The sequence below is a fragment of the Nocardia sp. NPDC003963 genome (genome assembly GCF_053605105.1).
Map to the genome: position 1 here is coordinate 60,590 of NZ_JBSGIP010000007.1, position 23,494 is coordinate 84,083.

At 67.2% G+C, this 23,494-nt stretch carries 24 protein-coding genes; 8 read left to right on the forward strand and 16 right to left on the reverse strand.

The window, feature by feature from the left end:
• Window positions 1–383: 383 nt before the first annotated feature.
• The 3 genes from ACWEWT_RS15925 (at window position 384) to ACWEWT_RS15935 (ending at window position 4,476) form a co-directional block, all read left to right on the forward strand.
• Entirely contained in the window at window positions 384–2,024 is a 1,641-nt protein-coding gene (locus tag ACWEWT_RS15925; RefSeq protein WP_452559567.1) for a class I adenylate-forming enzyme family protein, read from the forward strand.
• Complete coding sequence (locus ACWEWT_RS15930; protein WP_452559569.1) at window positions 2,021–3,316, forward strand: cytochrome P450; 1,296 nt, start codon at window positions 2,021–2,023, stop codon at window positions 3,314–3,316. Before ACWEWT_RS15925 ends, ACWEWT_RS15930 begins: the two co-directional genes overlap by 4 nt.
• Before the next feature lie 74 nt (window positions 3,317–3,390).
• Window positions 3,391–4,476, forward strand: a complete 1,086-nt coding sequence (locus ACWEWT_RS15935; RefSeq protein WP_452559571.1) for a hypothetical protein — start codon at window positions 3,391–3,393, stop codon at window positions 4,474–4,476.
• A 136-nt stretch (window positions 4,477–4,612) separates the two neighbouring features.
• Here ACWEWT_RS15935 and ACWEWT_RS15940 read toward each other — a convergent pair whose 3' ends face one another.
• The 12 genes from ACWEWT_RS15940 to ACWEWT_RS15995 all read right to left on the reverse strand — a co-directional run bounded on the left by ACWEWT_RS15940 (window position 4,613) and on the right by ACWEWT_RS15995 (window position 14,923).
• Window positions 4,613–6,184 carry an alpha/beta hydrolase gene (locus ACWEWT_RS15940; protein WP_452559573.1) on the reverse strand — a complete coding sequence of 524 codons (1,572 nt, stop codon included), beginning with the start codon at window positions 6,182–6,184 and terminating at the stop codon, window positions 4,613–4,615.
• Window positions 6,185–6,383: 199 nt separating this feature from the next.
• Window positions 6,384–7,853 carry a PH domain-containing protein gene (locus tag ACWEWT_RS15945; protein ID WP_452559575.1) on the reverse strand — a complete coding sequence of 490 codons (1,470 nt, stop codon included), beginning with the start codon at window positions 7,851–7,853 and terminating at the stop codon, window positions 6,384–6,386.
• On the reverse strand, window positions 7,846–8,307 hold the full coding sequence (locus ACWEWT_RS15950) for a PH domain-containing protein (RefSeq protein ID WP_452559576.1): 462 nt from the start codon (window positions 8,305–8,307) through the stop codon (window positions 7,846–7,848). The genes ACWEWT_RS15945 and ACWEWT_RS15950 overlap by 8 nt, the downstream gene beginning before the upstream one ends.
• On the reverse strand, window positions 8,304–8,855 hold the full coding sequence (locus ACWEWT_RS15955) for a hypothetical protein (RefSeq protein ID WP_452559578.1): 552 nt from the start codon (window positions 8,853–8,855) through the stop codon (window positions 8,304–8,306). Before ACWEWT_RS15955 ends, ACWEWT_RS15950 begins: the two co-directional genes overlap by 4 nt.
• A gap of 10 nt (window positions 8,856–8,865) precedes the next feature.
• A complete protein-coding gene (locus tag ACWEWT_RS15960) occupies window positions 8,866–9,438 on the reverse strand; it encodes a hypothetical protein (RefSeq protein WP_452559580.1) in 573 nt (190 codons plus the stop codon).
• A gap of 5 nt (window positions 9,439–9,443) precedes the next feature.
• A complete protein-coding gene (locus ACWEWT_RS15965; RefSeq protein WP_452559582.1) occupies window positions 9,444–10,007 on the reverse strand; it encodes a hypothetical protein in 564 nt (187 codons plus the stop codon).
• On the reverse strand, window positions 10,004–11,197 hold the full coding sequence (locus tag ACWEWT_RS15970) for a hypothetical protein (RefSeq protein ID WP_452559584.1): 1,194 nt from the start codon (window positions 11,195–11,197) through the stop codon (window positions 10,004–10,006). Before ACWEWT_RS15970 ends, ACWEWT_RS15965 begins: the two co-directional genes overlap by 4 nt.
• Window positions 11,197–12,195, reverse strand: coding sequence for a T3SS effector HopA1 family protein (locus ACWEWT_RS15975; protein WP_452559586.1), 999 nt, complete (start codon window positions 12,193–12,195; stop codon window positions 11,197–11,199). The genes ACWEWT_RS15970 and ACWEWT_RS15975 overlap by 1 nt, the downstream gene beginning before the upstream one ends.
• Complete coding sequence (locus ACWEWT_RS15980) at window positions 12,192–13,298, reverse strand: phosphotransferase (RefSeq protein ID WP_452559588.1); 1,107 nt, start codon at window positions 13,296–13,298, stop codon at window positions 12,192–12,194. Before ACWEWT_RS15980 ends, ACWEWT_RS15975 begins: the two co-directional genes overlap by 4 nt.
• Window positions 13,277–14,113, reverse strand: coding sequence for a hypothetical protein (locus ACWEWT_RS15985; protein ID WP_452559590.1), 837 nt, complete (start codon window positions 14,111–14,113; stop codon window positions 13,277–13,279). The genes ACWEWT_RS15980 and ACWEWT_RS15985 overlap by 22 nt, the downstream gene beginning before the upstream one ends.
• Window positions 14,110–14,655, reverse strand: a complete 546-nt coding sequence (locus ACWEWT_RS15990) for a flavoprotein (RefSeq protein ID WP_452559591.1) — start codon at window positions 14,653–14,655, stop codon at window positions 14,110–14,112. The genes ACWEWT_RS15985 and ACWEWT_RS15990 overlap by 4 nt, the downstream gene beginning before the upstream one ends.
• Window positions 14,656–14,710: 55 nt before the next feature.
• Window positions 14,711–14,923 (reverse strand): hypothetical protein, encoded by a 213-nt coding sequence (locus ACWEWT_RS15995; RefSeq protein ID WP_452559593.1) that lies wholly within the window; start codon window positions 14,921–14,923, stop codon window positions 14,711–14,713.
• 269 nt (window positions 14,924–15,192) lie between these two features.
• Between ACWEWT_RS15995 and ACWEWT_RS16000 the strand changes: the two genes are divergently transcribed.
• The 4 genes from ACWEWT_RS16000 (at window position 15,193) to ACWEWT_RS16015 (ending at window position 19,823) form a co-directional block, all read left to right on the forward strand.
• On the forward strand, window positions 15,193–15,621 hold the full coding sequence (locus tag ACWEWT_RS16000) for a hypothetical protein (protein WP_452559595.1): 429 nt from the start codon (window positions 15,193–15,195) through the stop codon (window positions 15,619–15,621).
• 254 nt (window positions 15,622–15,875) lie between these two features.
• Window positions 15,876–17,516: a ribosomal protection-like ABC-F family protein gene (gene abc-f, locus ACWEWT_RS16005; protein ID WP_452559597.1), complete on the forward strand. Its 1,641-nt coding sequence runs from the start codon at window positions 15,876–15,878 to the stop codon at window positions 17,514–17,516.
• A 211-nt stretch (window positions 17,517–17,727) separates the two neighbouring features.
• Window positions 17,728–19,194 carry a hypothetical protein gene (locus tag ACWEWT_RS16010; RefSeq protein WP_452559599.1) on the forward strand — a complete coding sequence of 489 codons (1,467 nt, stop codon included), beginning with the start codon at window positions 17,728–17,730 and terminating at the stop codon, window positions 19,192–19,194.
• 38 nt (window positions 19,195–19,232) lie between these two features.
• A complete protein-coding gene (locus tag ACWEWT_RS16015; protein ID WP_452559600.1) occupies window positions 19,233–19,823 on the forward strand; it encodes a TetR/AcrR family transcriptional regulator in 591 nt (196 codons plus the stop codon).
• Between the two features lie 8 nt (window positions 19,824–19,831).
• Here ACWEWT_RS16015 and yidC read toward each other — a convergent pair whose 3' ends face one another.
• The 4 genes from yidC to ACWEWT_RS16035 all read right to left on the reverse strand — a co-directional run bounded on the left by yidC (window position 19,832) and on the right by ACWEWT_RS16035 (window position 22,720).
• Window positions 19,832–20,788 carry a membrane protein insertase YidC gene (yidC, locus tag ACWEWT_RS16020; RefSeq protein ID WP_452559602.1) on the reverse strand — a complete coding sequence of 319 codons (957 nt, stop codon included), beginning with the start codon at window positions 20,786–20,788 and terminating at the stop codon, window positions 19,832–19,834.
• Between the two features lie 115 nt (window positions 20,789–20,903).
• Window positions 20,904–21,227, reverse strand: a complete 324-nt coding sequence (locus ACWEWT_RS16025; RefSeq protein WP_452559604.1) for a DUF6412 domain-containing protein — start codon at window positions 21,225–21,227, stop codon at window positions 20,904–20,906.
• 77 nt (window positions 21,228–21,304) lie between these two features.
• Window positions 21,305–22,141 (reverse strand): Vgb family protein, encoded by an 837-nt coding sequence (locus ACWEWT_RS16030; protein WP_452559606.1) that lies wholly within the window; start codon window positions 22,139–22,141, stop codon window positions 21,305–21,307.
• 99 nt (window positions 22,142–22,240) lie between these two features.
• The gene (locus ACWEWT_RS16035; protein WP_452559607.1) at window positions 22,241–22,720 is read right to left on the reverse strand and encodes a Dps family protein; all 480 of its coding nucleotides are present in this window, start codon (window positions 22,718–22,720) and stop codon (window positions 22,241–22,243) included.
• Window positions 22,721–22,902: 182 nt separating this feature from the next.
• On the opposite strand from ACWEWT_RS16035, the gene ACWEWT_RS16040 reads away from it, so the two are divergent.
• Window positions 22,903–23,493, forward strand: a complete 591-nt coding sequence (locus tag ACWEWT_RS16040; RefSeq protein ID WP_452559609.1) for a type 1 glutamine amidotransferase domain-containing protein — start codon at window positions 22,903–22,905, stop codon at window positions 23,491–23,493.
• The last annotated feature ends 1 nt before the right edge of the window (window position 23,494 follow it).

A 23,494-nucleotide genomic window follows, 5' to 3' on the forward strand; every position in this document is an offset into this window, starting at 1 on the left:
TGCACGTTTTTCGAAATGATCGGAAAGCACGGCCGACTAACGCGGAGTGTTTTCCGGGAAATTACAGCAGCCAGAAGTATTCCGATCGTTCACATTTCACTCCGCGTACCGCCGGGGACAATCGCACGGCGAACAGAACGCCGACACAGGCGAAGCTAACACAACGCAATCACCCGCGCGATCCCCACATATGGGAAGCGGGAACTTGCGCAAATACGCGAAATCGGGCACAGGGTAATCCTTTTGCCGGGCGCCGGGATCTCCTTCGGCAAACCTTGCGAGCGATCTTCCCGGCTATCGAGCTACCGTTTGCGACACCGCAATCGGTGCGGTACGTTCCCGCCTGCCGGAGGGCGCTGTTCCGGTGGATTTGGAGTCACGAAATGAACCGTGGAGATCTCACGCCGCTTCGCTGGGTCGATGTCACGACACTGGGCGATCTACTGGAACGGCGGGCCCACGAACATCCCGAACGCATCGCCCTCGCCTTCCCGGATATCGAAGTCGGCTACGCGCAATTGGCGGATCGGGCCGATCTGCTGGCCCGCGGACTGCTCGCCGCCGGGGTGGCACCCGGCGAAACGGTCGGCATCCTGCTGCCGAACTGCCCCGATTCCATCGCCGCGCTCTTCGCGGTGACCCGGATCGGCGCCCTCCCGGTGCCGATCAACAGCCGGTTCAAAGAACACGAACTCGCCCAGGTGGTGAACCACTCGCGAATGCGACTGCTGTTCGTCCATTCCACCACCCCGGTTCCGCACGCCGTCCGGCAACAGGCCGCACGACTGCGCGAGGTGATCCAGCTCGGCCCGGGCGATACCCCCGCGGGCGTACGCCCCGAATCCGAATTCCTACGGGCCGCGGCCGGGATCGACCCCGGACTGTCCCGGGACCGGAGCCGCTACGTCCGCGTCCGCGATACCGCGGTCGTCATGTACACATCCGGCACCTCCGCCAGCCCCAAAGGCGCCATGATCAGCCACGAGGCGCTGATCCGGTTCGCGACGGGCGCCGCCCACAGCCGGCTCGGGCTCGACGCGGACGACCGCGTCTGGACACCGCTGCCCCTGTTCCACATCGGGGCGGTGGCCTTCGCCGTCGCCAGCATCTACGCGGGTTGCACCTACTGTCATGTCGGGTTCTTCCGCCCCGATACCGCGCTGGAGCAGCTCGAGACCCAACGCGCCACGGTCGCACTGCCCGGGTTCGAGACGGTCTGGCTGCCCGTGCTGAACCATCCCGATTTCGCCACCCGGGACCTTTCGGCGTTACGCCTGGTGATGACCGTCGGCGTCCCGGAACGCGTCCGCGATATGGCCGACCGCCTGCCGCACGCGGTCCAGGTCTCGTGTTTCGGGATGACCGAGGCCTCCTCGTTCCTCTCCCTGAGTGAGCAGACCGATACGCGGGAGCAGCGGACCACCACCGGTGGCCGGCCGTTGCCCGGAATGGAATGCCGGGTGGTCGATCCCGAGACCGGGCTCGACCTGGCACCCGGCACCGAGGGTGAACTGCTCTTCCGCGGAACCAACTGTTTCGACGGCTACCTGCACGATCCGGAACTCACCGCACGATGTTTCGACGAGCAGGGCTGGTTCCACACCGGAGATGTCGCGGTCATGGACGACGAGGGCCGGGTGACGTTCGTGAGCCGCCTCAAGGACATGCTGAAGGTGGGCGGCGAGAACGTCTCCGCGGTCGAAGTGGAGGATTTCCTGCTCCGGCATCCCGCGGTACACATCGTGCAGGTGGTCGCGGCGCCGGATTCCTATTATGTCGAGGTCCCGGCGGCTTTCATCGAACTCGTCCCGGGCGCGGTCGTTACCGAACAGGAGATCATCGACTACTGTCTCGGCGCCATCGCGACCTATCGCGCGCCGCGCTACGTGCGGTTCGTCGACGAATGGCCGATGTCCGGCACCAAGATCAAGAAATACGTCCTGCGGGAACGTATCCGCGACGAACTGGCCGAACGCGGAATCGACCGCGCCCCGAAGCTACGGGCGCCGCAGGATGCCCGATGAGCGGCGAACTACGCACCGTCGCCCGGCTGTACCGGAACTCACTGCGCCTGCGCACCTCCACCGCGCTGGGCGATCCGGTGGCCTCGATACTCGACCTGCCCCGCGGCGCGGACGGCCATACCCACTACGAGCGGATCCGGGCGCGCGGGGATCTGGTCCGCGGGCGCAGCGGTTTGTGCATGACCGCCTCGCACGCCGTATCCAACGAAGTACTGCGTGACAACCGGTTCCGGGTGGCGCCCACGTCCGCGGTCCGGCTGAGATTACGTCCGCTGCCCGGCCAGCGGACGGATTTCCTGGTCCACCCGCTCGACGATTCCCTCGCCTCGGCCAATCCGCCGGAGCACACCCGGCTCCGCAAACTCGTCGCACCGCTGTTCGGTGCCGCCCAGATGCGCGCCCGCCGCGACTTCGTCGAGGAGCTGGTCGAGCGGCAACTCGATGCACTCGACACGACCGAACCGGTGGATCTGATCGACACCTTCGCGCTGCGGATCCCGAGTCTGGTGATCGCCGAACTGCTGGGTCTTCCGGCCACCGATCACGATCATTTCGCGCGCTGGGGAATCGAATTCGGCGCGACGGTGGACGGGGCGCGCGGCGCGCGCGAACGTCGGCGCACCCAGATACTGCTGGCCGAACTCACCGACTATTTCGCGGCGGCCGTGGCCGCCCGCCGCGCCGAACCCGGCCCCGATCTGATCACGGCGCTCACCGCCGCGGTCGACGAGGGCGCGATGACCGAAGCCGGCCTGGTGTCCACCTGCCAGGCACTGCTGATCGGCGGTTTCGTCACCACCGCAAATATCATCGGTAATGCGATGATCGCACTGTCGGCGAGTCCCGATCAGCACGAGATGTTCGCCGCCGAGCCCGATCTGGCCGCCGCCGTGGTCGAGGAGACGCTGCGCTGGGAGGCACCGGCCCAGTACAGCGTGCGGGTGGTGGGCGAGCCGCTCGAACTGGCCGGTCGAGAGCTGACCAAGGGCACCCCCGTGGTCGCGCTGCTGGCCGCCGCCAACCGGGATCCGGCGGTGTTCACCGATCCCGGCCGGTTCGATATCGCCCGGCCGAACGCCCGCGACCATCTCTCGTTCGCGGCCGGCGCCCACTATTGCCTGGGGGCGGGGCTGGCCCGGATGGAAGGCGAGATCGCACTGCGCGGGCTGTTCCGCCGCTTCCCCCGGATACATGCCGTGGGTGAACCCGCGTACTGCCCGTCACGGGTCATCCGCGGACCCCAGCGCCTGCTGGTACGAACCAGCGACCGAGCCCGTTCGCTGCCCGGCTGACCGAGCCCACCGCCGACCCTTTCCGAATCCGACCCCGGCCCGCCTCCGGCGACCGGGCCCGCCCGAGGTGAATCATGCGCGACCCCGCCCCATCCGTACCCGCGCACCGACGTACCACTTCCGCGCGACGCGCACTGCTGTTGTCGGTGGCCCTGCTCGCGACGCTCACCGCCGGCGCCGGACCCGCCGCCGCGGCGTACGACAAACCCGGTTCGTGCCAGGAGGTGTCGATACCGGTATCGGTCACCGAGGGCGCACCGGCGGACAACACCGTCGCCGCGACCTTCTGCACCCCGCGGCAGTGGGCCGACGGCCCCCGGCAGGCGGACGTGCTGGTGGCGGGCGCGACCTACAACCGCGAGTACTGGGACTCCGCGTACGAACCGGAAACCTATTCCTACGTCGACGACACGCTGGCCGCCGGCCGCGCGACCTTCGGTTTCGACCGGCTCGGTACGGGGGCCAGTTCACGCCCCGCCAGCAGTGCGCTGACCGTGTCCAGCGACGCCTTCGTCCTGCACCAGCTGATCGGCTGGGTGCACGACCGGGGGTACACCGAAGTCAATGCCGTCGGGCATTCGCTCGGCTCGGCCACCCTCACCCACGAGGCGTCCCGCTGGCACGATCTGGAGCGGGTGATCCTCACCGGTGTGATCCATCTGCCGGGGGTCGGACTGAATTCGACCGGCTTCTTCACCAGCCTCTACCCGGCGGCGCTCGATCCGATCGCGGCGGGGCGGCAGACCGACTCCGGTTATCTGACGACTCTGCCGGGCCGCCGGGGTGCCGCCTTCTACAACCCGCGTACCGCCGACCCCGCGGTGATCGCGCACGACGAACGCACGAAGGACCTGACCACCGTCGGTGAGGTCGCCGAGTCGTCGACCACACTGTTGAGTCCCGCAGCAGGGAACGTGAGCCGGGGCATCACCGCCCGGGTTCTGGTGGTGATGGGTGCGGAGGACGATATCTTCTGCAATTTCACGGTCAGCTGCCGCGACGCCGGCGCCGTCGCCGCCAACGAAGCTCCCTACTACAGCGATGCCGCCGATTTCGACACGCTCGTCGCCCCGGGGGTCGCTCATAACCTCACCCTGCACCCCAGTGCACCGCAGACCTTCGCGGCGATGAACCATTGGATCACCACCGGCGACGTCTGACCCACTGCGGAATACCGCTCTCAGGCGGGATGTCCCGGTGTCATGGTGGCGACATGACGCAGCCGTAGCACCGCCGGGGCATCCGCCTGCGCGTCGCCGAGCCGAACCCGGCGGCAGGGCGAAGAGACCGGCAACGCTATTCGGGTGAGTGATAGTGATCGTCTCGCACACCCGTCCGGTCCGCTTCGGGATCGTCGTCGGGCCAGAACGGTCGCTCATCGATCTGTTCGGCCTCCATTCCCTCCGGTTCCAGACGGCCGGCGTTACCGGAGGTGATGAGGGCGGTGGAATACAGGGATTCGCTACCCGCGGCGAAATAGTGCAGATGAGCCTGTCCGCTGTAACCGATCGGCGAGGAGTACTGCTCGGTGTCCGGGGCTTCGGCTCTGATACGAGTCGCTCCGAAATCCGGGTCGAGAGGATCGGAGCCGCCCGACACGACATTCGAAATCGCCTGTCCTCCGTGCGCGTTCAGGTCATTGGATGCCGAGCCGACATACACGTTTCCACGATCGCCCAGGTGGAAATCGGACGCATCGCGCGCCTGGTCGGCGTTGATCGGACCGAGCAGCACGACATCGTCGGCCCGCAATCGACTCGCTGCCGCGGCGTCGGATACGACCATGGCGCCGGCGGAGTAGCCCACCGCGGTCAGGTGCGAACTCGGGCCCTGATGTGTCGCCCGTAGCCCGTCCACGTCCTCCGCCAGGAGATGCCCGCCTTTACGCACAGCGGTGGGGTCGCCGTCCAGCACCGCCTTCAATCCGTCTTCCGGGTCGTCGTAGCCCATCCAGGCGACGACCGCCGTGGGGTTGTCCGGGTCGGCCCTGTTCGACTGGGTGTACAGATTCAGTGCCTGGTGGCGTTGCACATCGAAATAGCCCTTGTCCGAAGCATCGCTGGCTCGAACGCTCTGGCTCGCTCCCGGCACGACCACAGCGGTGTTGGGTGCGGCGTCCGGATCGCCGATACTGATCGCGGCCCTTCCTTTTCCGCCGAAGGCGAGCGGCTGGTACGCGTAGAGATAGGTCTCGAACGGGGCGGATGGATACGTGCCGTCGTCGTCCTGGTTCGGGCCTTCGTATGCCAGCAGGCCGGCCCGGACGTTCTTCGCGTTGTGGTACCGGGTGATATCTTCGGCGCTCAGGCCGTACTTCTCCGGATCCTTGTCGATCGCCGCGGCCGATACGCCCGCTGCGGCGGCTATTCGTTCGACCCGCTGGATATCGGCTTCCAGAACGCGTTTGTTCGCTTCGCTGCGGACCGCTACCGGGATGCCGTTGAGGTTGCCGATCCGCTCGGGTTCGGTGTCCAGAAGCTTCTTCTGTTCGGCGGGAGAGAGCGAGTTCCACCACTGGTGGACCCGTTTCGCATCCTCGGCGGTGCCCTCGCGAGGAGGTACCTCGTACTCCTCTTTCTCATCGCCGTGCAGGACTACGAGCCCTGTCCCGGCCGCGGTGGCCACGGCACCGATCTTCAGCGCCGATCGGGTATCGATACGACGTAGCCGACCGGTCGCGGTCCGCAATTCTGTCCCGGTCGAGCGATATGTCGTCCGAGTCTTCTGTGCGGCCGTGTGGAGCGCGTTGTCGAGTGCGTGGCGTGCGCCCCGAAGCGACGCGGAAACCGAACCCGACATCTTCGACCCACCGCTGAACCGGGACCGGCTCAGCGACTGCGATTTCGTCGTCGATCGATCGTCGCTCATACGGGTGACAGCGGCAATCGTTTCCCATCGGACGTGTCGTTGTCGTCCACGCGGCAACTGTATCCGATTCTTGTACAAGGCTCTTGAACAGGCTCTCATCAGAAGGCGCCGCAGCGGCCCAGGGAGAAGACGGCGCACCCGAGGTCGACAGAGCATCGTCTGGTTCCGCGCGGGCGAGGCCGGTCCGCGCGGAACTCGCTCACCGGGAAACCGGCGCGGCGGCGATATCGACCGCCCTATCCGATACCCGGGCCGCCGCCCAGTCGGCCACCAGCACGTCCAGCGCGGTCCGCGCCACGAGCGGACCGTCGTACCAGAACCTCCCACCGCCGAAGTAGAGACGCAACGCGGCGAACCCGAGCCGGTCCTGCAACGCGTTGGCGCGGATCTCGATCAGCTCGACCCGGGAGAGGTCGAGCACATCGATCTGACGGGATATCGTCCTGCCGCGGATCGCCACCCCACCCGGTACCCGCTGTTGCCGGAACATGAACCTCTTGACGAACGCCACGCTCAGATAGGCGCCGGATACCGCTACCCAACCCCATACCGGCATCGAGACCCCGAATACCCACGACGCCGCCCCGGACAACGCCAGGAGCACCGCCGCCGTCCACAGATCCGCCAGCGCGGCCACCGCGAACCGCAGCCCGGAGGGCCGCGGGAAACGCCCCAGCGCCGAGGCCCGGGGCGCCAGCCATTCCGCCACGGCCAGGGCGCGCCGGGTGGGCACCAGCGGCAGCACCATCGACGCCTGCCCGTGCCGGGTGCCGCCGATACCGCTGACCACGGCGTCGACCCGGGTGAACCGGCCCGACAGCCAGAAGGGTGTCCGCCATTCCATTCCGAGGACCTGGGCCTCGGCGAAACGCACCTCCTTCAGCGCGTACATACCTCTGGTCGAGGAGAACTCCCCGTTCGTGAACTGCGCATGGAGTCGGTAGTACTGGGTGAACGCCGAGGCGACGCTCAGCCAGACGACTGTCACCAGGACGACCCCGATCAGCACCGACCAGTGGTATGCCGAGCCGGCCGAGCGCACCGTATCCGCGAGCAGCCGGCCGACCAGAGCGTCGCCGAACAGCTCGGTCGCGGTGAAATACGCGCCGATCAGCAGCGCGACGCCGGATACGTTGACCAGATCCACCATCGACCACCGACTGCGGTACCGGAAGGATCTGTCCGGGTGAGCGTTCTCAGCGCTCGTGGGCGCCGCGTTCTGCACCAGCTCGGACAGCCGTGCCGCCGCGTCCCGGTCCAGACCCACGAGCCGGACGGCACTGGGGGCGCCGCCGGAACCTCGTCCGCAGACATAGAGTTCGCACAGCCCGAAGATGCGTTGAACGACCGATATCTCGGTGCGCAGCGTCGTCACCGAGGCGAGATCGAGCGAAGCGCGCCGCCGCCGGAGCCCTCCGGTATGACACACCAGCGTCTCGTCCCGGACTGCCCAGCGCACGAAGACCCAACGCCAGGTGCACCAGATCCCGACCGCGAGACCGGGCAGCAGCGAGGTGAGCGCGCTCCCCTGGAGCACGCCGAAGACGAGCAGGCCGATCAGGATCGGCGAAGTCATCATCGCCCCGTGCAGGCACATCGCCCCCAGCGCCCGGACCGGTAGCCGCCCGAGTCCGGCGGTGGATTCGATCGTCGCCTCCCGCTCATCCATTCGGCACCCCCAGCAGGATCCCGCGCAGTGATTCTGCCTCGTCCGCCGAGAAGCCCGGTAGCGAGAGCGAACCCATCGACGATCCGGTGCGCACGGAGAGATGGGCCAGACCGAAGGACATCTCGATCGGTCCCTGTACGACCTCGACAGCCTGCACCTGCCGGATCGGCAGAATCTGGTGCTTCCGGAACAGCACACCGCTGACGTACTGCACGGTGTGGGGATCGTGGAACCAGAGGATGGACGCGAGCCGGCGTTCGAGATACAGCAGCCCGCCGGCGAAGAATCCGATACCCAGCGCCACGATCCAGAGGAAGGCCACTGGCCCCGAGAAGAGCAGGCAACTCACCACCACGGTCGCCGGGATCCACAGCAGGACACCGGTCGCGAAGAGCCGGATCCGCCAGATGTCGTAGACCTTCCCGTCGATACGGGACCACGTCGAGGACTTCATTCGTTTTCCATTTCGGTGTGGGCGATGTGAAAAGCGGATCCGACGTACAGTTCGCGGATCACCGCCGTCACTTCGTCGGCCCGCGCGGACTCGATCGCATTCCGGAACTCGTCCAGCACATGCACACTGCCGAAACCGGCCAGGAACCCGCACACCGCGTCGACGTACTCGGACATGCCCGATACGCTCAGCTCCAGTAGTCCCAGCGCGCTGTCCTTCGCCCGTCTCAACTCGGCCGCGCCGAAATCGGATCGGCCGGTTTCGTCGATGGCCCGGGCCGTGCGGCGGGCGATATCCGCCGGATCCCGGGGCACCGTGGAGTCGTACTCGATCAGCATGATGTTCCGGTCGCCGACCGTTTCCGTCGACGTGACACAGCGGGTGGCGTCGAGCCCCGCGTCGTGCAGATGCTGTTCCAGCCGTGACCCGCTGGGGTTGTTCATCAGTAGCGCGGCGACCCGGCTGATCACGAATCTCGCGTCCGCGCGGCCGTACAGGGGGCGCGCCGCCAGCACCACACACGGCCGGGCCGCCTCGTTCAGCGCCATAACGGTTCACTCATCCCGGCAGCACCGATCCCACCGCACCCATCAGAATCGTGGTCAACGACAGCGCGGAGGTGCCGAAGGCGGCGGCGAGCACGTAACCGATGAGGAGGTCCTCGGCGGTCGGTACCGGCGGCTCCACCGTCTTGTTCAGGATCTTCACGGTTTTGGGCAGCGCCCAGGTGACTTCGATCGTGCCGTCGGTACGCGCGGACAGCTCGCCGAACTCCTTCTCGATCTCGTGCGGCTTTCCGTCCAGGAAATAGCACGACTCGATATCGTTGGGCCGCATACTCAGGAACCGGCCGTCGGTCTCGACCACGACGCGGTACGTCCGCTTGAGCAGCCGGCCGGAGCCGAGGGTCAGGCCCAGTTCGCGTGCGCCCACCCGGAGCGAGAGCGATCCCGCGTCCCGGCTGCCGATCGGGACGTTCTTACGGGTGCGCGGCCCGGTCCGCTCGATCGTCGCCTTCGTGGCGTCGTCCGATTCGAACCAGGTCGACACCGAGTTCTCGGTTCGCTCGACGACGAGATCGCCGAAGAGCCCCGTGTCGACGACTACTTGTTCCTTGTTGGAAGTGGTCACGTTTCCTACTCCTTGATATCTCCACCGATTACGACGAATTGCGTGATGCGACTGTGTGTCCGCGGGCCCGGGGCAGAGGCCGGAAAGGTGCCCGAATCGAGAGCCTGGGCGATGACCGCGCGCCGGGTCCGGGCATAGCCGTCCGCGGCACCGGGAATGTCCAGCGCACAGCGGATTTCACCCGGGTCTGCCGATTCCGGCGCGGTGCCGGTGCGGCTCCGGTCACCGGCGGCGCCGAAACCGCGCACCCGATCGAAAACCCGCGCGGCCGCATCGAGTACCGATCCGGTGCTGTCCGGGATACAGGTGGCGCTCACGATCAACAGTTCGCCGTCGCACGATGTGGACAGCGACGCGCCGCGGGCGCCGGAGGAGGCCGTCCAGTCACCGGGCGGCGAGAAGTCCGCGATCATCGCCACCGCCGCGTCGTACGCGGTATCGGCGCATATCGGCGGCCATTCCCCGACGGCCACCACGAATCTGGCTTCGAGCAGCGGATTGCCGGGCGCACGCACGACTACGACGGGAATATCCGGCGGCAGTGCCAGCTCACGGATACCCGGACTCACGACGACCCCCCATCGGCGGCCAACCGGACCGGATCGACCGTGAGCAGGCTAGCAATGATCGCCGACAGACGAACACACAACGCCTCGTTCTCGGCGGTGGTCCGGGCCCGGAAGGACAGGTGCGGATGACCACCCAGACCGAGCGCCTTCGCTCGATTGTGCAGAACTGTGCGCTGATTGACCGATTGGGCGGCCCGCGCGTGGTGGAGGCGACGGAACCGGTCCACCGCGGCCAGGAGTTCGTGGTCGCCGTCGCGAACCGCCCGGTCGAGCCGTTCACGCACCGCCGTCAGCAGTTCCCGCACGCGATCGCGGTGATCGGCCGGCGCGGCCGGGCGCTCGAAACGCGTGGCGATGAGCAGATATTCATCGCCACGCGAAGTGAACATCTCACCGAACTGGCCGATCCGGAGCTCGGCTCGCCACGGTTCGCGATGACGCCGCGGATCGCGACAGGCCGTGGTGCGCAGCAGTATCGCCAGATCATCGAGATCCGCCAGGTCCAGCGGGTCGGTGTAGTGAATACGCCAGCCGGCGAATGCCGTCCGATCCAGGAAGGGCGCGGGCCCGGGTGTGGGCGCCGAGCCGACCGTCAGCGAGCCACCACCGGTCCGTGCCGGTCCGGGCGGATTCCCGGGGCACCACATCGCTGGATCCCCGGAGGACGAGATATGCATCCGGGGACTTTCGCCCCAGGTCGAAGCCACCGCGTCGGTCAGGGTCGCCATAGTCCAGCCGCGGATCGTCTCCCGGTCCCCGTACCCCCAGTCGGTTCCGGTGCCGTACGCCGACAACCGCCGGGGCAACTCCCGATCGACGGCGACCGCGGTGTGCTGGGATTCGGCCATCACGATCTCGTCCACGATCACCGCTGTCTCGGCGGCCAGCTCGCGGTCGGTCCAGGGCGCTCGCTCGAGGATATCGGGAAGTGCGGCGCGATCGCTGTCGAGAAAGAGCAGGAATTCGGTCTGGAACTGCAGGGTCTTGGCAGTCGACATGGTCAGGGCAGCACCCAGGGACCGCTGGAACGAGGCCATCGTCCAGTGCTCCCGGATATGCGCGAAGCCCGCACCGTACGCAGCATCGTCGCGTGCCCCGCCCTCGACGATCACCGAGAGGACCGGCCTGCTCCGGGCCGCCCGTCGCGCCGAATCCGCGAAATCCAGGACGAGGATCTCTGCCCCGGGCATCACAGCCGGACCTGCGGCAGATTGCGCGAGAAGTCCGCGGGATCCACCGCGAATGCCGCCGCCGAAGCGTCGAGCGCGGTCTCCAGTTCACGGCCGTCCCGGATATGTTCCAGCACAGCGCCGGCGATCATCAGGCAGCGGTGCTGCCCGAAACTCATCGCACTCCGGCGCGGGTCGGGATCCACCGGTTCGTCGGCGAGCGAGATACCCCGGCTCACCGACCTCGTGAGCATGGATTTCTCGGTTAACGCGCCTGCGAAATCGGCTGCCACCCCGATCAATCCGCCGAGGAGCGAATCCGGCGTCTCGTCCAGGTACAGCACGATGGCGTCGCTGCGCGGGTAGTTCGGCGCGTCCGAGAAGACCTTGGCCTCGAAGTCGATACCCGCATCGTCGAGCACTCCGACGGTGCGGATGAACAGGTCCCGGGCAGCCGACGGATCCCCGAGGGCGAGGTAGATGCGGCGCTTCTTGAGACCGCTTCCGTCGGGGCCGGCCAGCGACCCACGACCGTAGATGTAGAAGAATCCCGGCGAAACCGAACTCGAATAGTGCGCGACCCGCGTTTCGATCTCGGAGCCGATCCAGTCCGATATTTTCTGCCGGGGCGTCCGGACCAGCAGTCCGCGGTAGTCGTAGACGACCGTCGCACCGTTATCGGCCACCACTGGTCTGCGCACTCCGAACTCCCGGTCGCCGAACCGCTCGACGAGGGCGGTGGTCATCGGCGAGCAGTGGGTGGGCTTGTCCGCGAGCACGGCGGCGAGCATCGGGTCCGCCGGCTCTCCGGCGACCCGGCGGCCGGGTCTGGCGTGCAGTGCCTCGTACAACACGGCCGCCAGGCGCTGTGTCACCAGGTCCACCGGACCGGCGATCTCGGCACCGTCGAATCTCAGCGCCACGGATTCGGCGCCGTTCGACACCGGAGTCAGACGCTCGGCCAGTACAGCGGCCAGACCGGTGCTGTTGCCGGTGGGGGCGAGGCCGGAGGAAATCACGACAGCACCTCACCGAGTTCGAATTCGTCGACGAAGATCGCCGGATCGGTGAGCAGGGCCCGACCGATACCGGCCAGCGCCCGGGACGCGGGTGTCAGGAACAGCATCCCCTCCGCTGTGGTCAGCAACCGATCGAACTGGTGCCAGCCCGCGTATCGCGCTATCTCACCCAGTACTTCACCGGTGAACCCATCGCGGCCCCAAACCGACCCGCACGATTCCCGATAACCGGCGCAGAGCGCGGCGGTACGGTCCTTCGCCTGTTCCAGGCCGGTCCGGATACGGTCCGACCGGCGAGCCGGCGCGGCGGCATCCCGATCACAGAGCGCGGCGATCACCGATGTGTTGATCACGTCTCCGATCAGCGAACCCAGATCCCGGGACAACCTGCCGATACCGAACTCCTCCCAGTCGATCAGCCAGCAGGCGCCGTCCGGCTCCACCAGCACCTGGTCCAGCCGCAGATCGCCGTGGACGGTGCCCAGTGGTGCCGCGGACTCCTGACCGGCCAGCAGGTCCAGCGCGGCCCGATACACCTCGGCATCGGTGTGGACGAGGCGAAAAGCGGACAGCTGTGCGGCGGACAGTGCCGGAAGTACGGCTTCCGCCACCGCCTCCACACCGAAACTCGACGGCATGGGATCCACCGGGGGCACACCGGAAGTGCCTGCCGCGCCGAGCGAATGGAGCGCGCCGACCGCGGCACCCATCCGGTGGAACATTCCGGTACTCGAGCTCGCCTCGATAATGCGCTGCTGTGCGGTGACCGACTGCGGGATCACGTCGTACACCTGGACACTGCCGTCCGCCGATACGGCGCGCAGACCGGGTGTGGAGATGCGGTCGTACAGCGGACTCGAACGCAGCAGCTCATGGAATATTTTCGTACGCGCGGGCCCGGCGGCGGCCTCGTACTTGACGAATACCGGCCCGCCGGAGGATCCGGTGGCGAGCCAGTTGGTATTGCGCCCGCCCAATTGGACCGCATTCGAGATATCGCCGATCCCCGACCGGTGCAGCAATTCCCGCACCATCGGGAAATCGTCCGGATCGGCAGCCTTGTAGACCAGGGCAGCGCCGGTCAATTGATGAGTAGTGTCCATTTCACTCCCCCGAGTAGGGTGATTATCGAGCCGGGTAGATCTTCGACGTTCTCGACGAACGAGTCGATATAGTCGAGCGCGTGCAGCACTCGCCGATGTTCGGCGAATACATCGATCAACCGGCCGTCCAGCCGGCTCGTGTGCCGGGAAATAATTTCCAGCGCCTCCGCGCACCGGGAAGCTATCGGAAAAGAATCGAGTTGTGCTATCTCCTGGATTTCTCCGCGGAGATATCCCCAATCCATCTCCGGAAGGCCCGCCGCACCGTCTTCGCCGAGGAGAACCGTCACCCCGTCCGACGCGATGTAGACATCGGCGAGCGACGGAGCTCCGTGCAGCAGGCCCGATCGATGCCCCACCGGGTACCACGCTCGCGGATCTCGTCCGTAGTCGTCCGGGATCTCGCGTCGTACCGCGGCACCCAGATCTCCCGGATGATTCCGTATGTGCGCGATCCGGTTCCCGAGGCGCCGGATCCACCGCGGCCCCGGCATGGCTCCGAGGACCGATGTGCCGACGGCAAGCCCGTGGACCGCGGTCAAGGCATCGCATATCTGTCCGACGGCCGACCGAACCGGGCTCGGATCGCTGATATCCAACGCCGATACCGCCGTACCCGGCAGGTCGTACTCGTAGGCGCCCCGGTTCACCGCCGGTACCACGGCGCCGGAGACGGCCGCGGTACGCCAGAATTCGAGCGAATCCGGGCCGGCACCGTCGCCACGCACCCGGACGAGCCGCGATCGGTCGCCCTCGCGGGTCCGGACCGACACCAGATTGTTGCTGCACGATACCGATTCGAGCGTCTCGTTCATCCGGAAACCTCGCGCTCCATCCGGCCGAGTACATCGATGACATCGGTGAACGCGGCGGGCGCGCCGTCGGAATCCTGCCGCAGGACGCGACTCGGCGCCGAGGTGGTGGGCAGGACGACGATCCGCTCCTGACCGGCGAGACGATCCCGCGCCCCGGTGAAGGCGACCGAGCCGACCCCGCCGGGCGGCAGCGCCGGCGCGATGATCATCCTCGCCGGTGAACACTGCGCGGCCAGCAGGAACGGCGTATCGGCCGTCCCCAGCGAAAATCTCGTGACGAAGTTGAGGGTGGCCGGATAGACCACGATGACCTCCGGCCATCGGCTCAACTCCACATGCTCGCCATGACTCAATTCATCCCAGTCGTCGGTCAGGACCGTCCGTATGCCGGCGCCACATGCGAGTGGTGTGACGAATCGACGGGCAGAACGCGACAGGACAACACGTACCTCGTCCCTCGGCCGCATCGAGTCGAGTGCGTGCAGAACGAGCGGAGTGGTCGCCGCCGTCACCGCACCGGAAACATAGAGAAGAATGTTCATGACGAACAGCGGTGAGGCGTATCGACAATCCGATACGCCACCCCCCTACCCCTTTCTAGCAAACGGTCTTGATGGTCTTTCCGACATTCGGGGTACCACCGGCCAGCCCGATCGCGCACTGCTGCGAGGACTTCTGCGCGATGAGCGTCGCGCGCAGCAGAACCACGGTCAGCGCGGGCGTCGAAGCCGGTGCGGCGGAGTTTGCGATATCGGCGGCCGAGAGTTCCTCGTCCGTGGTGTAGCGGCGGTATTCGGTCGACAGAGACATCTGAATTCCCTTGATAGTTCGATCATTCGAATGACAACAACATCCGTGGTTGTCGATAGGTTTGACAGCACGCGAGTCGAATCGGTTCCCGGAAATCTTTGTGATGCGCATCACATGTCACACAGATTCGAGTCACGGTCCCGCGAGCACCCCGCGCCGGGCCCTGCGAAAATCGGTAACCATTGCCACCCACATGGCGTAATAGCTAATATCGATCAGTCCGACCCGGGGCGGGGATACGACAACTCGACAGAACGGGTTCGTCTTCCATGAGGCCATCAGCGCGTTTCCGGCGCGTCGGCCCCCGACTTCTCGGCGCGACCGTCGGGGCCGCCGCTCTCTTCTTCGCCGCCGCTCCCGCGGTCGCACTCCCCTGGACCCAGGCGACCCCGGTCGCCGATGGGCCGAATCCACAGGTCGAGCTGCACAGCTACTGTGCGGAGCCGGGCGAGGTCGGGCACCTCGCCGACGGCACCACCGTCTACTGCTCGGCCATTCAGGACTCCGACGGATTCGCGTGGTCGTACTACTCCGAACCCCTGCCGATGGATCCCAACGATCGCAATTACACCTGCGACAGTGCCGGCTGCGCCTATGCGGACGGATCCACCGTGCCCGAAGAGCAACGCTGCGGAATCCAGTGCGGCGAACCGCCGACCAGCGGCGATACCGAGAATTATTTCGCTGCGCGCCCCTGACGTCGACGGTCCCGGCCGACCGGCCACCCGGAAGGCCGGGACCGGCACAACCGGCCGGCTGCTATCGTGAGGAGGGCACCTTCGACCACAGAGAGATCGACCATGGTTGGTGAACTCGATATCTCCGGAGCCACCCGGCTCTGACGGCCACCAGTAGGGCGCGTACGGCGCCGCTGTAGTGGCCGCTTCGTCGTTCACTTTTCCTTCTTCGGGGCAGCGCTACGCGCCCGAACGACAATCGAGGTCTCTCCTACATGTCCGAAACATTCGTCGTCTGTTCGAACCTCTCCTTCTCCTGGCCGGACGACACCCCCGTATTCGACGACTTGTCCTTCAGCGTGCCCGCCGGACGCACCGGCCTGGTCGCGCCCAACGGCGCGGGCAAGAGCACATTGCTGAGGCTGATCGCGGGTGACCTGTCCCCCCGGACCGGCACCGTATCCGTCGACGGCGTACTCGGCTACCTCCCGCAGACCCTGCCGCTGACCGGCGAGATGACGGTCGCCGAAACACTGGGTATCGCACCGATCCTGGCCGCACTGGACGCCGTGGAATCCGGCGACACCGCCGAAGAGCATTTCACGACCATCGGCACGGACTGGGATATCGAGGAACGCACCCGCGCCCAGCTGGAACGCCTCGGCCTGGGCGAGCTGCCGCTGAACCGGCGGTTGCGCACCCTCAGCGGCGGTCAGGTGGTATCGCTGGGGCTGGCGGCCCAGCTGCTGCGGCAACCCGATGTCCTGCTGCTGGACGAACCGACCAACAACCTCGATCTCGCGGCCCGGCACCGGCTCTACGACCTGCTCGCCGACTGGAAGGGTTGTCTGCTGCTGGTGAGCCACGACCGGGCTCTACTGGACCGGATGGACCGGATCGCCGAACTGCATTCCGGTGAGATCCGCTTCTACGGAGGCAGTTTCACCGAGTACGAGGACGCGGTGCGCGCCGAACGCGAGGTCGCGCAGAAGAACATCCGCAATGCCGAACAGGAGGTCAAGCGGGAGAAGCGCGAACTCCAGCAGGCCCGGGAGCGGGCCGCGAAGCGGGCGAGCAACGCGGCCCGGAACCTGGGCAATGCCGGCCTGCCCAAGATCTTCGCCGGGACCATGAAGCGCAATGCCCAGGAATCGGCCGGGCGGGCGAACGAAACCCACGCCGCCCGGGTCGATGCCGCGAAGAACCGGCTCGACCAGGCCGAGCGCGCCCTCCGGCCCGAGCAGCGGATCGCCCTACAGCTACCGGATACCGATGTCCCGGCCGGGCGCACCGTGTTCGCCGGTGAACAGATCCGCTATCGCTTCGGCGAGAAGGAGATCTTCGCCGGGGACGGCGCGGATCTGACGATCCGCGGGCCCGAGCGGATCGCTCTGACCGGACCCAACGGCGCGGGTAAATCCACCCTGTTGCGGATCGTCCACGGCGATCTGGCGCCGGACAGCGGTTCGGGGACGCGCGCCGAGGGCCGGGTCGCGTACCTGTCCCAGCGATTGGATCTGCTCGACCTCGACCGCACCGTCGCCGAGAACCTGGCCGCGTTCGCCCCGAACCTGCCCACCCCGCAACGGCTGAACCTGCTGGCGCGCTTCCTGTTCCGCGGTTCCCGGGTGGACCTACCGGTCGGCGCGCTCTCCGGCGGCGAACGACTGCGCGCCACCCTGGCCTGCGTCCTGTTCGCCGAGCCGGCGCCGCAGCTGCTGCTCCTGGACGAGCCGACCAACAATCTCGACCTGGTCAGTGTCGGGCAGCTGGAGAGTGCGCTCGACGCCTATCGGGGGGCATTCGTGGTGGTCAGCCATGACGAGCGATTCCTGGCCGAGATCGGGGTGCAGCGCTGGCTGCAACTGTCCGACGGCCGGCTGCGCGACGCCGCGGGGCCGGTCGGCGAGCGCTGAATCGAACCGCGATCCGACCGCCCCCGGTTCGATCCGGGTCGGGGCACAGCCCGCCCCGGCCCGGCCGGGATCGCTCCCGCACTATCGCACGATCCCGGCGACTCCGGTCCGGCGAGCAGGCCGGGCCGAGGTCCACCTCCATTAAGATACGTTTGCGTAGCTACTATTTCGTAGCTACTTTGGTGGAGTCACTTCCCCGAGAGAGGCCACCATGACCGACGCACTGCCCGTCACCGTCGACTGGACGACACCGACGATCACCTCCCGCACCACCCTGACCACTCACCTCTGGACCGCACCGCCACTCCAGCGCAACTCCCCCGTCCACGATCGAGCCTTTGCCGCACTCCGCGATCTCGAAGCCCGATACGCGCGCTTCCTGCCCTGGTGGTCCTCACCGAAACTGTCCGTCCCGGAACTCGATCCGCCCACCGCCGAGCGCACCTCCTGGGATTTCCGCCGGCTCGACGAATTCGTGGACGATTTCTTCGCGGCCGCCGAGGGCCGGCCGGTGGTCGCGAACTTCGCCACCATCCCCACCTGGATGTTCGAAACTCCGGAGCCGTACGTCCTGCAGGACGATCCCTCGGCCATCCACTGGGACTACGAACAGGGCACCGAATTCCGCGACCCCGGTCTCACCGAGGTGGCCGAGCATTTCGAACGGATCGGCCGGTGGTACATCGACGGCGGATTCACCGACCAGTTCGGGGTCCGGCACGAATCCGGTCGCGATAACCGGTTCGCCTTCTGGGAGGTGCTGTGCGAACCCGATGTGGGACACAAGCTCTCACCGCAGGTCTACACCCGGCTCTACGATGCCGTGGTCGCGCGGTTGCGCCCGCTGGATCCGGAGATGAAGTTCATCGGGCTGTCGCTGAGCCTGGTCGATTTCGATCCCGAATACTTCTGGCACTTCCTCGACCCGGCCAATCACGCGGACGGCCGCCCCGTGGACGCTTTCTCGTACCACTTCTACGCGTGCCCCGATATTCTGAACCCGATCGGGCTGCCGGGGAATCTCCCCTCCGAGAGCTGGCACGGCGTGCTCTTCTCCCAGGTGGACGGGTTCCTGCGCCAGGTGCAGCTGATCGAATCGATCAAACAGCGTCTCTCGCCGGGGACCGAGACCCATATCAACGAGATCGGCACGTTCACCCCTGATGTGATGAATCCGGAACCCGATGCACCGGCGGAGTACTGGGCGCTGAGCGCGGCGGTGGTGACCTATCTCTGGTCGCAGCTGATCGAACTCGGTATCGAGGTCGTCGGAGTCGCCGAGTTCCTCGGCTATCCCGGGATGGTCCACGGAGTATCGCTACTGGACTGGGAGACGGGCGAACCCAATGCTCGTTACCGGGCGCTGGAGCTGCTGCTCGCCAATTTCGGCCCGGGCGATACGGTCTATCGGGCCGGCGCGGCCCCCACCCTGGCTTCGCCGGACAACCGGATCCACAGCCATGCCTTCGCCGGCCCGGACGGACAGCGGCGGATCCTGCTCGTCAACAAGTACCCCGAGCCCGTGCGCGTACGTTTCGCCGACCCGGTCGCGAACATCCACACGGTCGACACCTCGACCGGCGCCGATCCGGCCGTCACCCGGCCGGTCGAGGACGGTGAGGTCGAACTCGGGCCCTTCGCCACCGCGGTCGCGATCGTGGAGCCGGCCGCCGACTAGTCTGCACAGGTCAGTCCCGCGCGATACCGGAGGGTCGTATGCCCGGAACACGTGGCCGCCGCAGTGATGCCGAAGTGGTGGCGGCCGTGCACACCGCCGTGGTCGAGGAGGTCATCGGCGTCGGGATGGGCAAACTCACGATGGACGGGATCGCGCAGCGCGCCGGTATCGCGAAAACCTCGCTGTACCGGCGCTGGGACAGCCCGCAGGCGATTCTGCTGGACGCCTTGGGAGCGGAGTTCCCGCAGGAGAGCCCGACCGCGGCGCCCACCGGTGATCTCCGCGGCGATCTGATCGCGGCGCTGCGGCTCATGGTGACCTGGATGGCCACCCCCACCGCGCGCGCCACCGGTGCGATCCTCGCCGAGCGCGAACGCTATCCGGACCTGGCCCGGGCCATCTACACCCGGGTATTCGAACCCAAGGGCGGGCGGTTCACCGGCACCGTACTGCGGCACTACGCGACAACCGGCGATATCGACCCGGCCCGGCTCACGCCCGTGGTCCTCGATATCGGCGAGGCGCTGGTCCTGAAGTTCTCCTTCGACTCCGGCGCGCTACCCGATGAGCAGACTCTCGCCGATATCGTCGATCAGGCGATCCTGCCCGCGGTGGGCGGGCGCGGCTGATCGCCGGTTCAGCGGGCGCGGTTCCGGCGGCGACCGGATTTCGGCCGGGACGCCGGGTCCGCGCCCGGCTGTGGCATATCCGGCTGCGACGTATCCGGTGCCGGCGGTGCGGTGGTATCGGCTCCCGGTCGCGACTCCCGGTCCATCCGGGCGAACACCAGATGCTGCTGACCGTAGGTCCACAGGTTGTTCGCGACCCAGTAGAGCAGGATCGCGATCATCAGCAGCGGACCGCCCACCAGCGCGCCGAGCGGGAACACCCACAGCATCAACTTGTTCATGAACGCCAGTTGCGGATTCGCCGCGGCCGCGGGATCCTGCCGCGCCACCGACGCCCGCGCATTGAAATGGGTGGCCAGACTCGCCACCACCATCAGCGGGATCGCCACAATCGCGATACCGGCCGTGGTCGGCACGGACCCGTGCGCGGCGAAGGATTCCAGGACGCTCTCGGGGCTGACGACAGCCGCGGAGATGGGCGCGCCGAAGAGCCGGGCACCGAGAAAGGACTGCACATCGGCGACGTCGAAGAAATAGTTCGGGGTGGTGGCGTTGGCTTCCGGGGTCATGCCGAGCTTGCCGAACCCCGTTCCGGTGCGGTTGAACGATTGCAGTACGTGATAGAGGCCCAGGAACACCGGTAACTGCACCAGTGCGGGCAGGCAGCCCATCAGCGGATTGAAACCGTGTTCCTGCTGCAATTTCTGCATCGCCGCCGCCTGGGCGGCGCGATCACCGGCGTGTTCCTTACGGAGCTCGTCCAGCCGCGGCCGCAACTCCTGCATCCGCCGGGCGGTGCGGATCTGTTCGATCGCGGGTTTGAGCAGGAGCAGCCGGATGGTGAAAACCAGGAACACCACGGCCAGCGCCCAGGCGAAGCCGCTGTCGGGACCCAGTACGGCCCCGAAGACCGTATGCCACACCCAGAGGATCGCGGATACGGGGTAATAGATGAAATCGAGCACGAGAGCACCTCTTCGCTGCACCGCGCGCAGGACCGCGGCGGATGCGGATCACGCGCCGACCACACTGGTCAGCGCTGCAGGACGGATCGACCGGGGCCGACGTGACGCCGAAGCGTCACGCGGCAGCCGGGACCTGTCCGGGTGCTCGGGGCAGACGGGGTCGGCCGGGGGTATCCGGTGCGCTCTGCCTGCGGAACGCACCGCGTAGCCGCCGCTCGTCGTGCGCGGGGCCGGTGGCGGACCGGGCCGGGCGCCGGACCCCGGAACGCAGACCGTGCTCGGCGAGGCCGAGCAGCACGGCGACCGCGACCGCGGCGCCGACGACGGCGGTCGGGCCGTCGCTCAGGACCGAAACGGTCATGGCGAGGGTCAGGACAGCGACCCACATGAGCTGAACGAGGTTCACTCCACGTGCGACAACCGACCAGATCCGGGCCATGCTCCGCAGCATACCGAGCGATCCGCCGGATCCGGCGGCACGCCGCATCGGCGAATCCGGCGGCACGCCGCCGTTGATCAGACCGCGATACGTTCGAGGCTGCCCGATTCCATCGCCACCCACAGCGCACCGTCCGGCCCGACCGTCACCCCGTGCGGTTCGGACCCGGGCAGTTCGGTCTCGGTGATCGCGCCGCCGGTGGTCATCCGGCCGAGCCGGGTCGTCGCCCATTCGGTGAACCAGAGCGCACCGTCGGGACCCGTGACGATGGCATGCGGTTTGCACTCCCGGTCCGGGAGCGGGAACTCGACGACAGTGCCGTCGAGACCGATCCGCCCGATCTGCCCGGCGCCGATCTCCACGAACCACAGCGCGTCGTCGGGTCCGGCGGTGATACCCACCGGCATCGCCGCCGCGGTCGGGAGCGGATACACGGCCGTGCCGCCGCTACCGGGATCGATCCGGCCTATCGCATTGCCCTGGTTGAGGGTGTACCAGAGCGCGCCGTCGGGCCCGGTGGTGATCATCGACGGCATACCGGCCACGGCGAACCGGGTCACCTCTCCGTCCACGGTGAGCCTGCCGATTTTGTCGGCCTGTAGCTCGGTGAACCACAGGGCACCGTCGGGCCCGGTGGTGACGCCGTACGGTGATCGTGCCGGGAACCAGGTCGCATCACCTTCCCCGGTGATGCGGCCGATCCGGTCCCCGCGGAACTCGGTGAACCACATGGCCCGGTCGGGCCCCGGCACGATCACCGTCGGCTGTCCGCCGGAGGGCTCGAGTGGGAATATCCGGACCTCACCGTCCGCGGACCTGCCGACAGCGCCCTCGGTCGCCATGGTGAACCACAGCGCGCCGTCGGCGCCGGTGCTCAGTCCGTACGGCGATCCGGAAACCCGAACCACTCCCACACCTCCTCGTAACCCGGCCCGATCACGGCGTCACCGGCCCGCGCGGTCGCGCCGGCTCGACAGTGTGCCCGCCGAACCGCGCGAGCGCGGGACGACGTATCAGGCGGAGGAGAGCTGAGCCTGCCACATCCAGTGCAACTGTTCGAGTCGGGCCGCGATTTCGATGAACAGATCCTGCGTCACCGGATCCGCTTTCTCGGTGGCCTCGATCCGCTCACGCAGGCGGCCGACAACAATTCCGAGGTTCTTCACTATCGCGTCGATGACATCGGTGTCCTGCTGCCAGCCGTCGGGAAACGCCAGACCACCCGCCTCCTTGGCGACGGTCGCGGCCCGGCCGTCCGGGCTGACACCGATAGCGGTCGCGCGTTCGGCGGCGTCGTCGGTGAAATCGCGGGCCGCGGTCACCAGTTCGTCCAGCGCGAGGTGGACGGAGCGGAAATTACGGCCGAGGACGTTCCAGTGGGCCTGCTTGGCGATCAGCGACAGATCGATGAGGTCGATAACCGTGGCACGCAGCGCCTCACCCGCGATGTGCTGCTGTTCCGGGTCGAGGGTGCTCTTGATGGGGACGTTCATCGTCGAATGCCTTTCTTCTCGTTCGCCGGACAGAGCGCGACTACCCGGTCGACCGCGGTCGAATCAGCGACCGACCCGGGATGTGCGCGATACCACTCGCGGCCGGCGGCCCCGACGTTTCGCCGCCACGGGCCCGGGTAGGCCGCGGTACAGACCGGAATCCGCGACAGAAGGAGCACGTTATGGCGCAGCAGCACGATCTGACCGGACGGCGCATCGCGGTTCTCGCGACCGACGGCGTAGAACAGGTGGAATTGGTCGAGCCCAGGTCGGCGGTCGAGGATGCCGGTGCGAGCACCGCACTGATCTCTCTGCAATCCGGGCGTATCCAGGCCATGAACCACGATGTGGAGAAGGGTGACACCTTCGCGGTGGATCGGGTCGTCGGCGAATGCAGCCCCGGCGAATTCGACGCGCTGCTCTTACCGGGCGGCACCACCAACCCCGACAAACTACGCCAGGACGAATCGGCCGTGGCCTTCGTCCGGGACTTCTTCGCCACCGGTAAACCGGTCGGTGTGATCTGCCACGGCCCGTGGACCCTGGTGGAAGCGGATGTGGTGCGCGGCCGCACGCTCACTTCCTATCCCAGCGTGCGGACCGATATCCGCAATGCCGGGGGCACCGTGGTCGACGAGGAAGTAGTCAACGATCGCGGGCTGGTGTCCAGCCGCAACCCCGGCGACCTGCCCGCCTTCTGCGCGAAGATCGTCGAGGAGTTCGCCGAGGGGAAACATCCGGTGCGTCCGGAGGGTGCGACGGCGACCCGCTGAC

Excerpts from the sequence above, each read along its gene's own strand:
- ACWEWT_RS16010 (WP_452559599.1), top strand. The coding sequence starts at position 17,728 with ATGACCGACGCACTGCCCGTCACCGTCGACTGGACGACACCGACGATC.
- ACWEWT_RS15980 (WP_452559588.1), bottom strand. The coding sequence starts at position 13,298 with ATGGACACTACTCATCAATTGACCGGCGCTGCCCTGGTCTACAAGGCT.
- ACWEWT_RS16015 (WP_452559600.1), top strand. The coding sequence starts at position 19,233 with ATGCCCGGAACACGTGGCCGCCGCAGTGATGCCGAAGTGGTGGCGGCC.
- ACWEWT_RS16035 (WP_452559607.1), bottom strand. The coding sequence starts at position 22,720 with ATGAACGTCCCCATCAAGAGCACCCTCGACCCGGAACAGCAGCACATC.
- ACWEWT_RS15990 (WP_452559591.1), bottom strand. The coding sequence starts at position 14,655 with ATGAACATTCTTCTCTATGTTTCCGGTGCGGTGACGGCGGCGACCACT.
- ACWEWT_RS16000 (WP_452559595.1), top strand. The coding sequence starts at position 15,193 with ATGAGGCCATCAGCGCGTTTCCGGCGCGTCGGCCCCCGACTTCTCGGC.
- ACWEWT_RS15935 (WP_452559571.1), top strand. The coding sequence starts at position 3,391 with ATGCGCGACCCCGCCCCATCCGTACCCGCGCACCGACGTACCACTTCC.
- ACWEWT_RS15985 (WP_452559590.1), bottom strand. The coding sequence starts at position 14,113 with ATGAACGAGACGCTCGAATCGGTATCGTGCAGCAACAATCTGGTGTCG.
- ACWEWT_RS15950 (WP_452559576.1), bottom strand. The coding sequence starts at position 8,307 with ATGAAGTCCTCGACGTGGTCCCGTATCGACGGGAAGGTCTACGACATC.
- ACWEWT_RS15955 (WP_452559578.1), bottom strand. The coding sequence starts at position 8,855 with ATGGCGCTGAACGAGGCGGCCCGGCCGTGTGTGGTGCTGGCGGCGCGC.
- ACWEWT_RS16040 (WP_452559609.1), top strand. The coding sequence starts at position 22,903 with ATGGCGCAGCAGCACGATCTGACCGGACGGCGCATCGCGGTTCTCGCG.
- abc-f (WP_452559597.1), top strand. The coding sequence starts at position 15,876 with ATGTCCGAAACATTCGTCGTCTGTTCGAACCTCTCCTTCTCCTGGCCG.
- ACWEWT_RS15970 (WP_452559584.1), bottom strand. The coding sequence starts at position 11,197 with ATGCCCGGGGCAGAGATCCTCGTCCTGGATTTCGCGGATTCGGCGCGA.
- ACWEWT_RS15925 (WP_452559567.1), top strand. The coding sequence starts at position 384 with ATGAACCGTGGAGATCTCACGCCGCTTCGCTGGGTCGATGTCACGACA.
- ACWEWT_RS15940 (WP_452559573.1), bottom strand. The coding sequence starts at position 6,184 with ATGAGCGACGATCGATCGACGACGAAATCGCAGTCGCTGAGCCGGTCC.
- ACWEWT_RS15930 (WP_452559569.1), top strand. The coding sequence starts at position 2,021 with ATGAGCGGCGAACTACGCACCGTCGCCCGGCTGTACCGGAACTCACTG.
- ACWEWT_RS15995 (WP_452559593.1), bottom strand. The coding sequence starts at position 14,923 with ATGTCTCTGTCGACCGAATACCGCCGCTACACCACGGACGAGGAACTC.
- ACWEWT_RS16025 (WP_452559604.1), bottom strand. The coding sequence starts at position 21,227 with ATGGCCCGGATCTGGTCGGTTGTCGCACGTGGAGTGAACCTCGTTCAG.
- ACWEWT_RS15945 (WP_452559575.1), bottom strand. The coding sequence starts at position 7,853 with ATGGATGAGCGGGAGGCGACGATCGAATCCACCGCCGGACTCGGGCGG.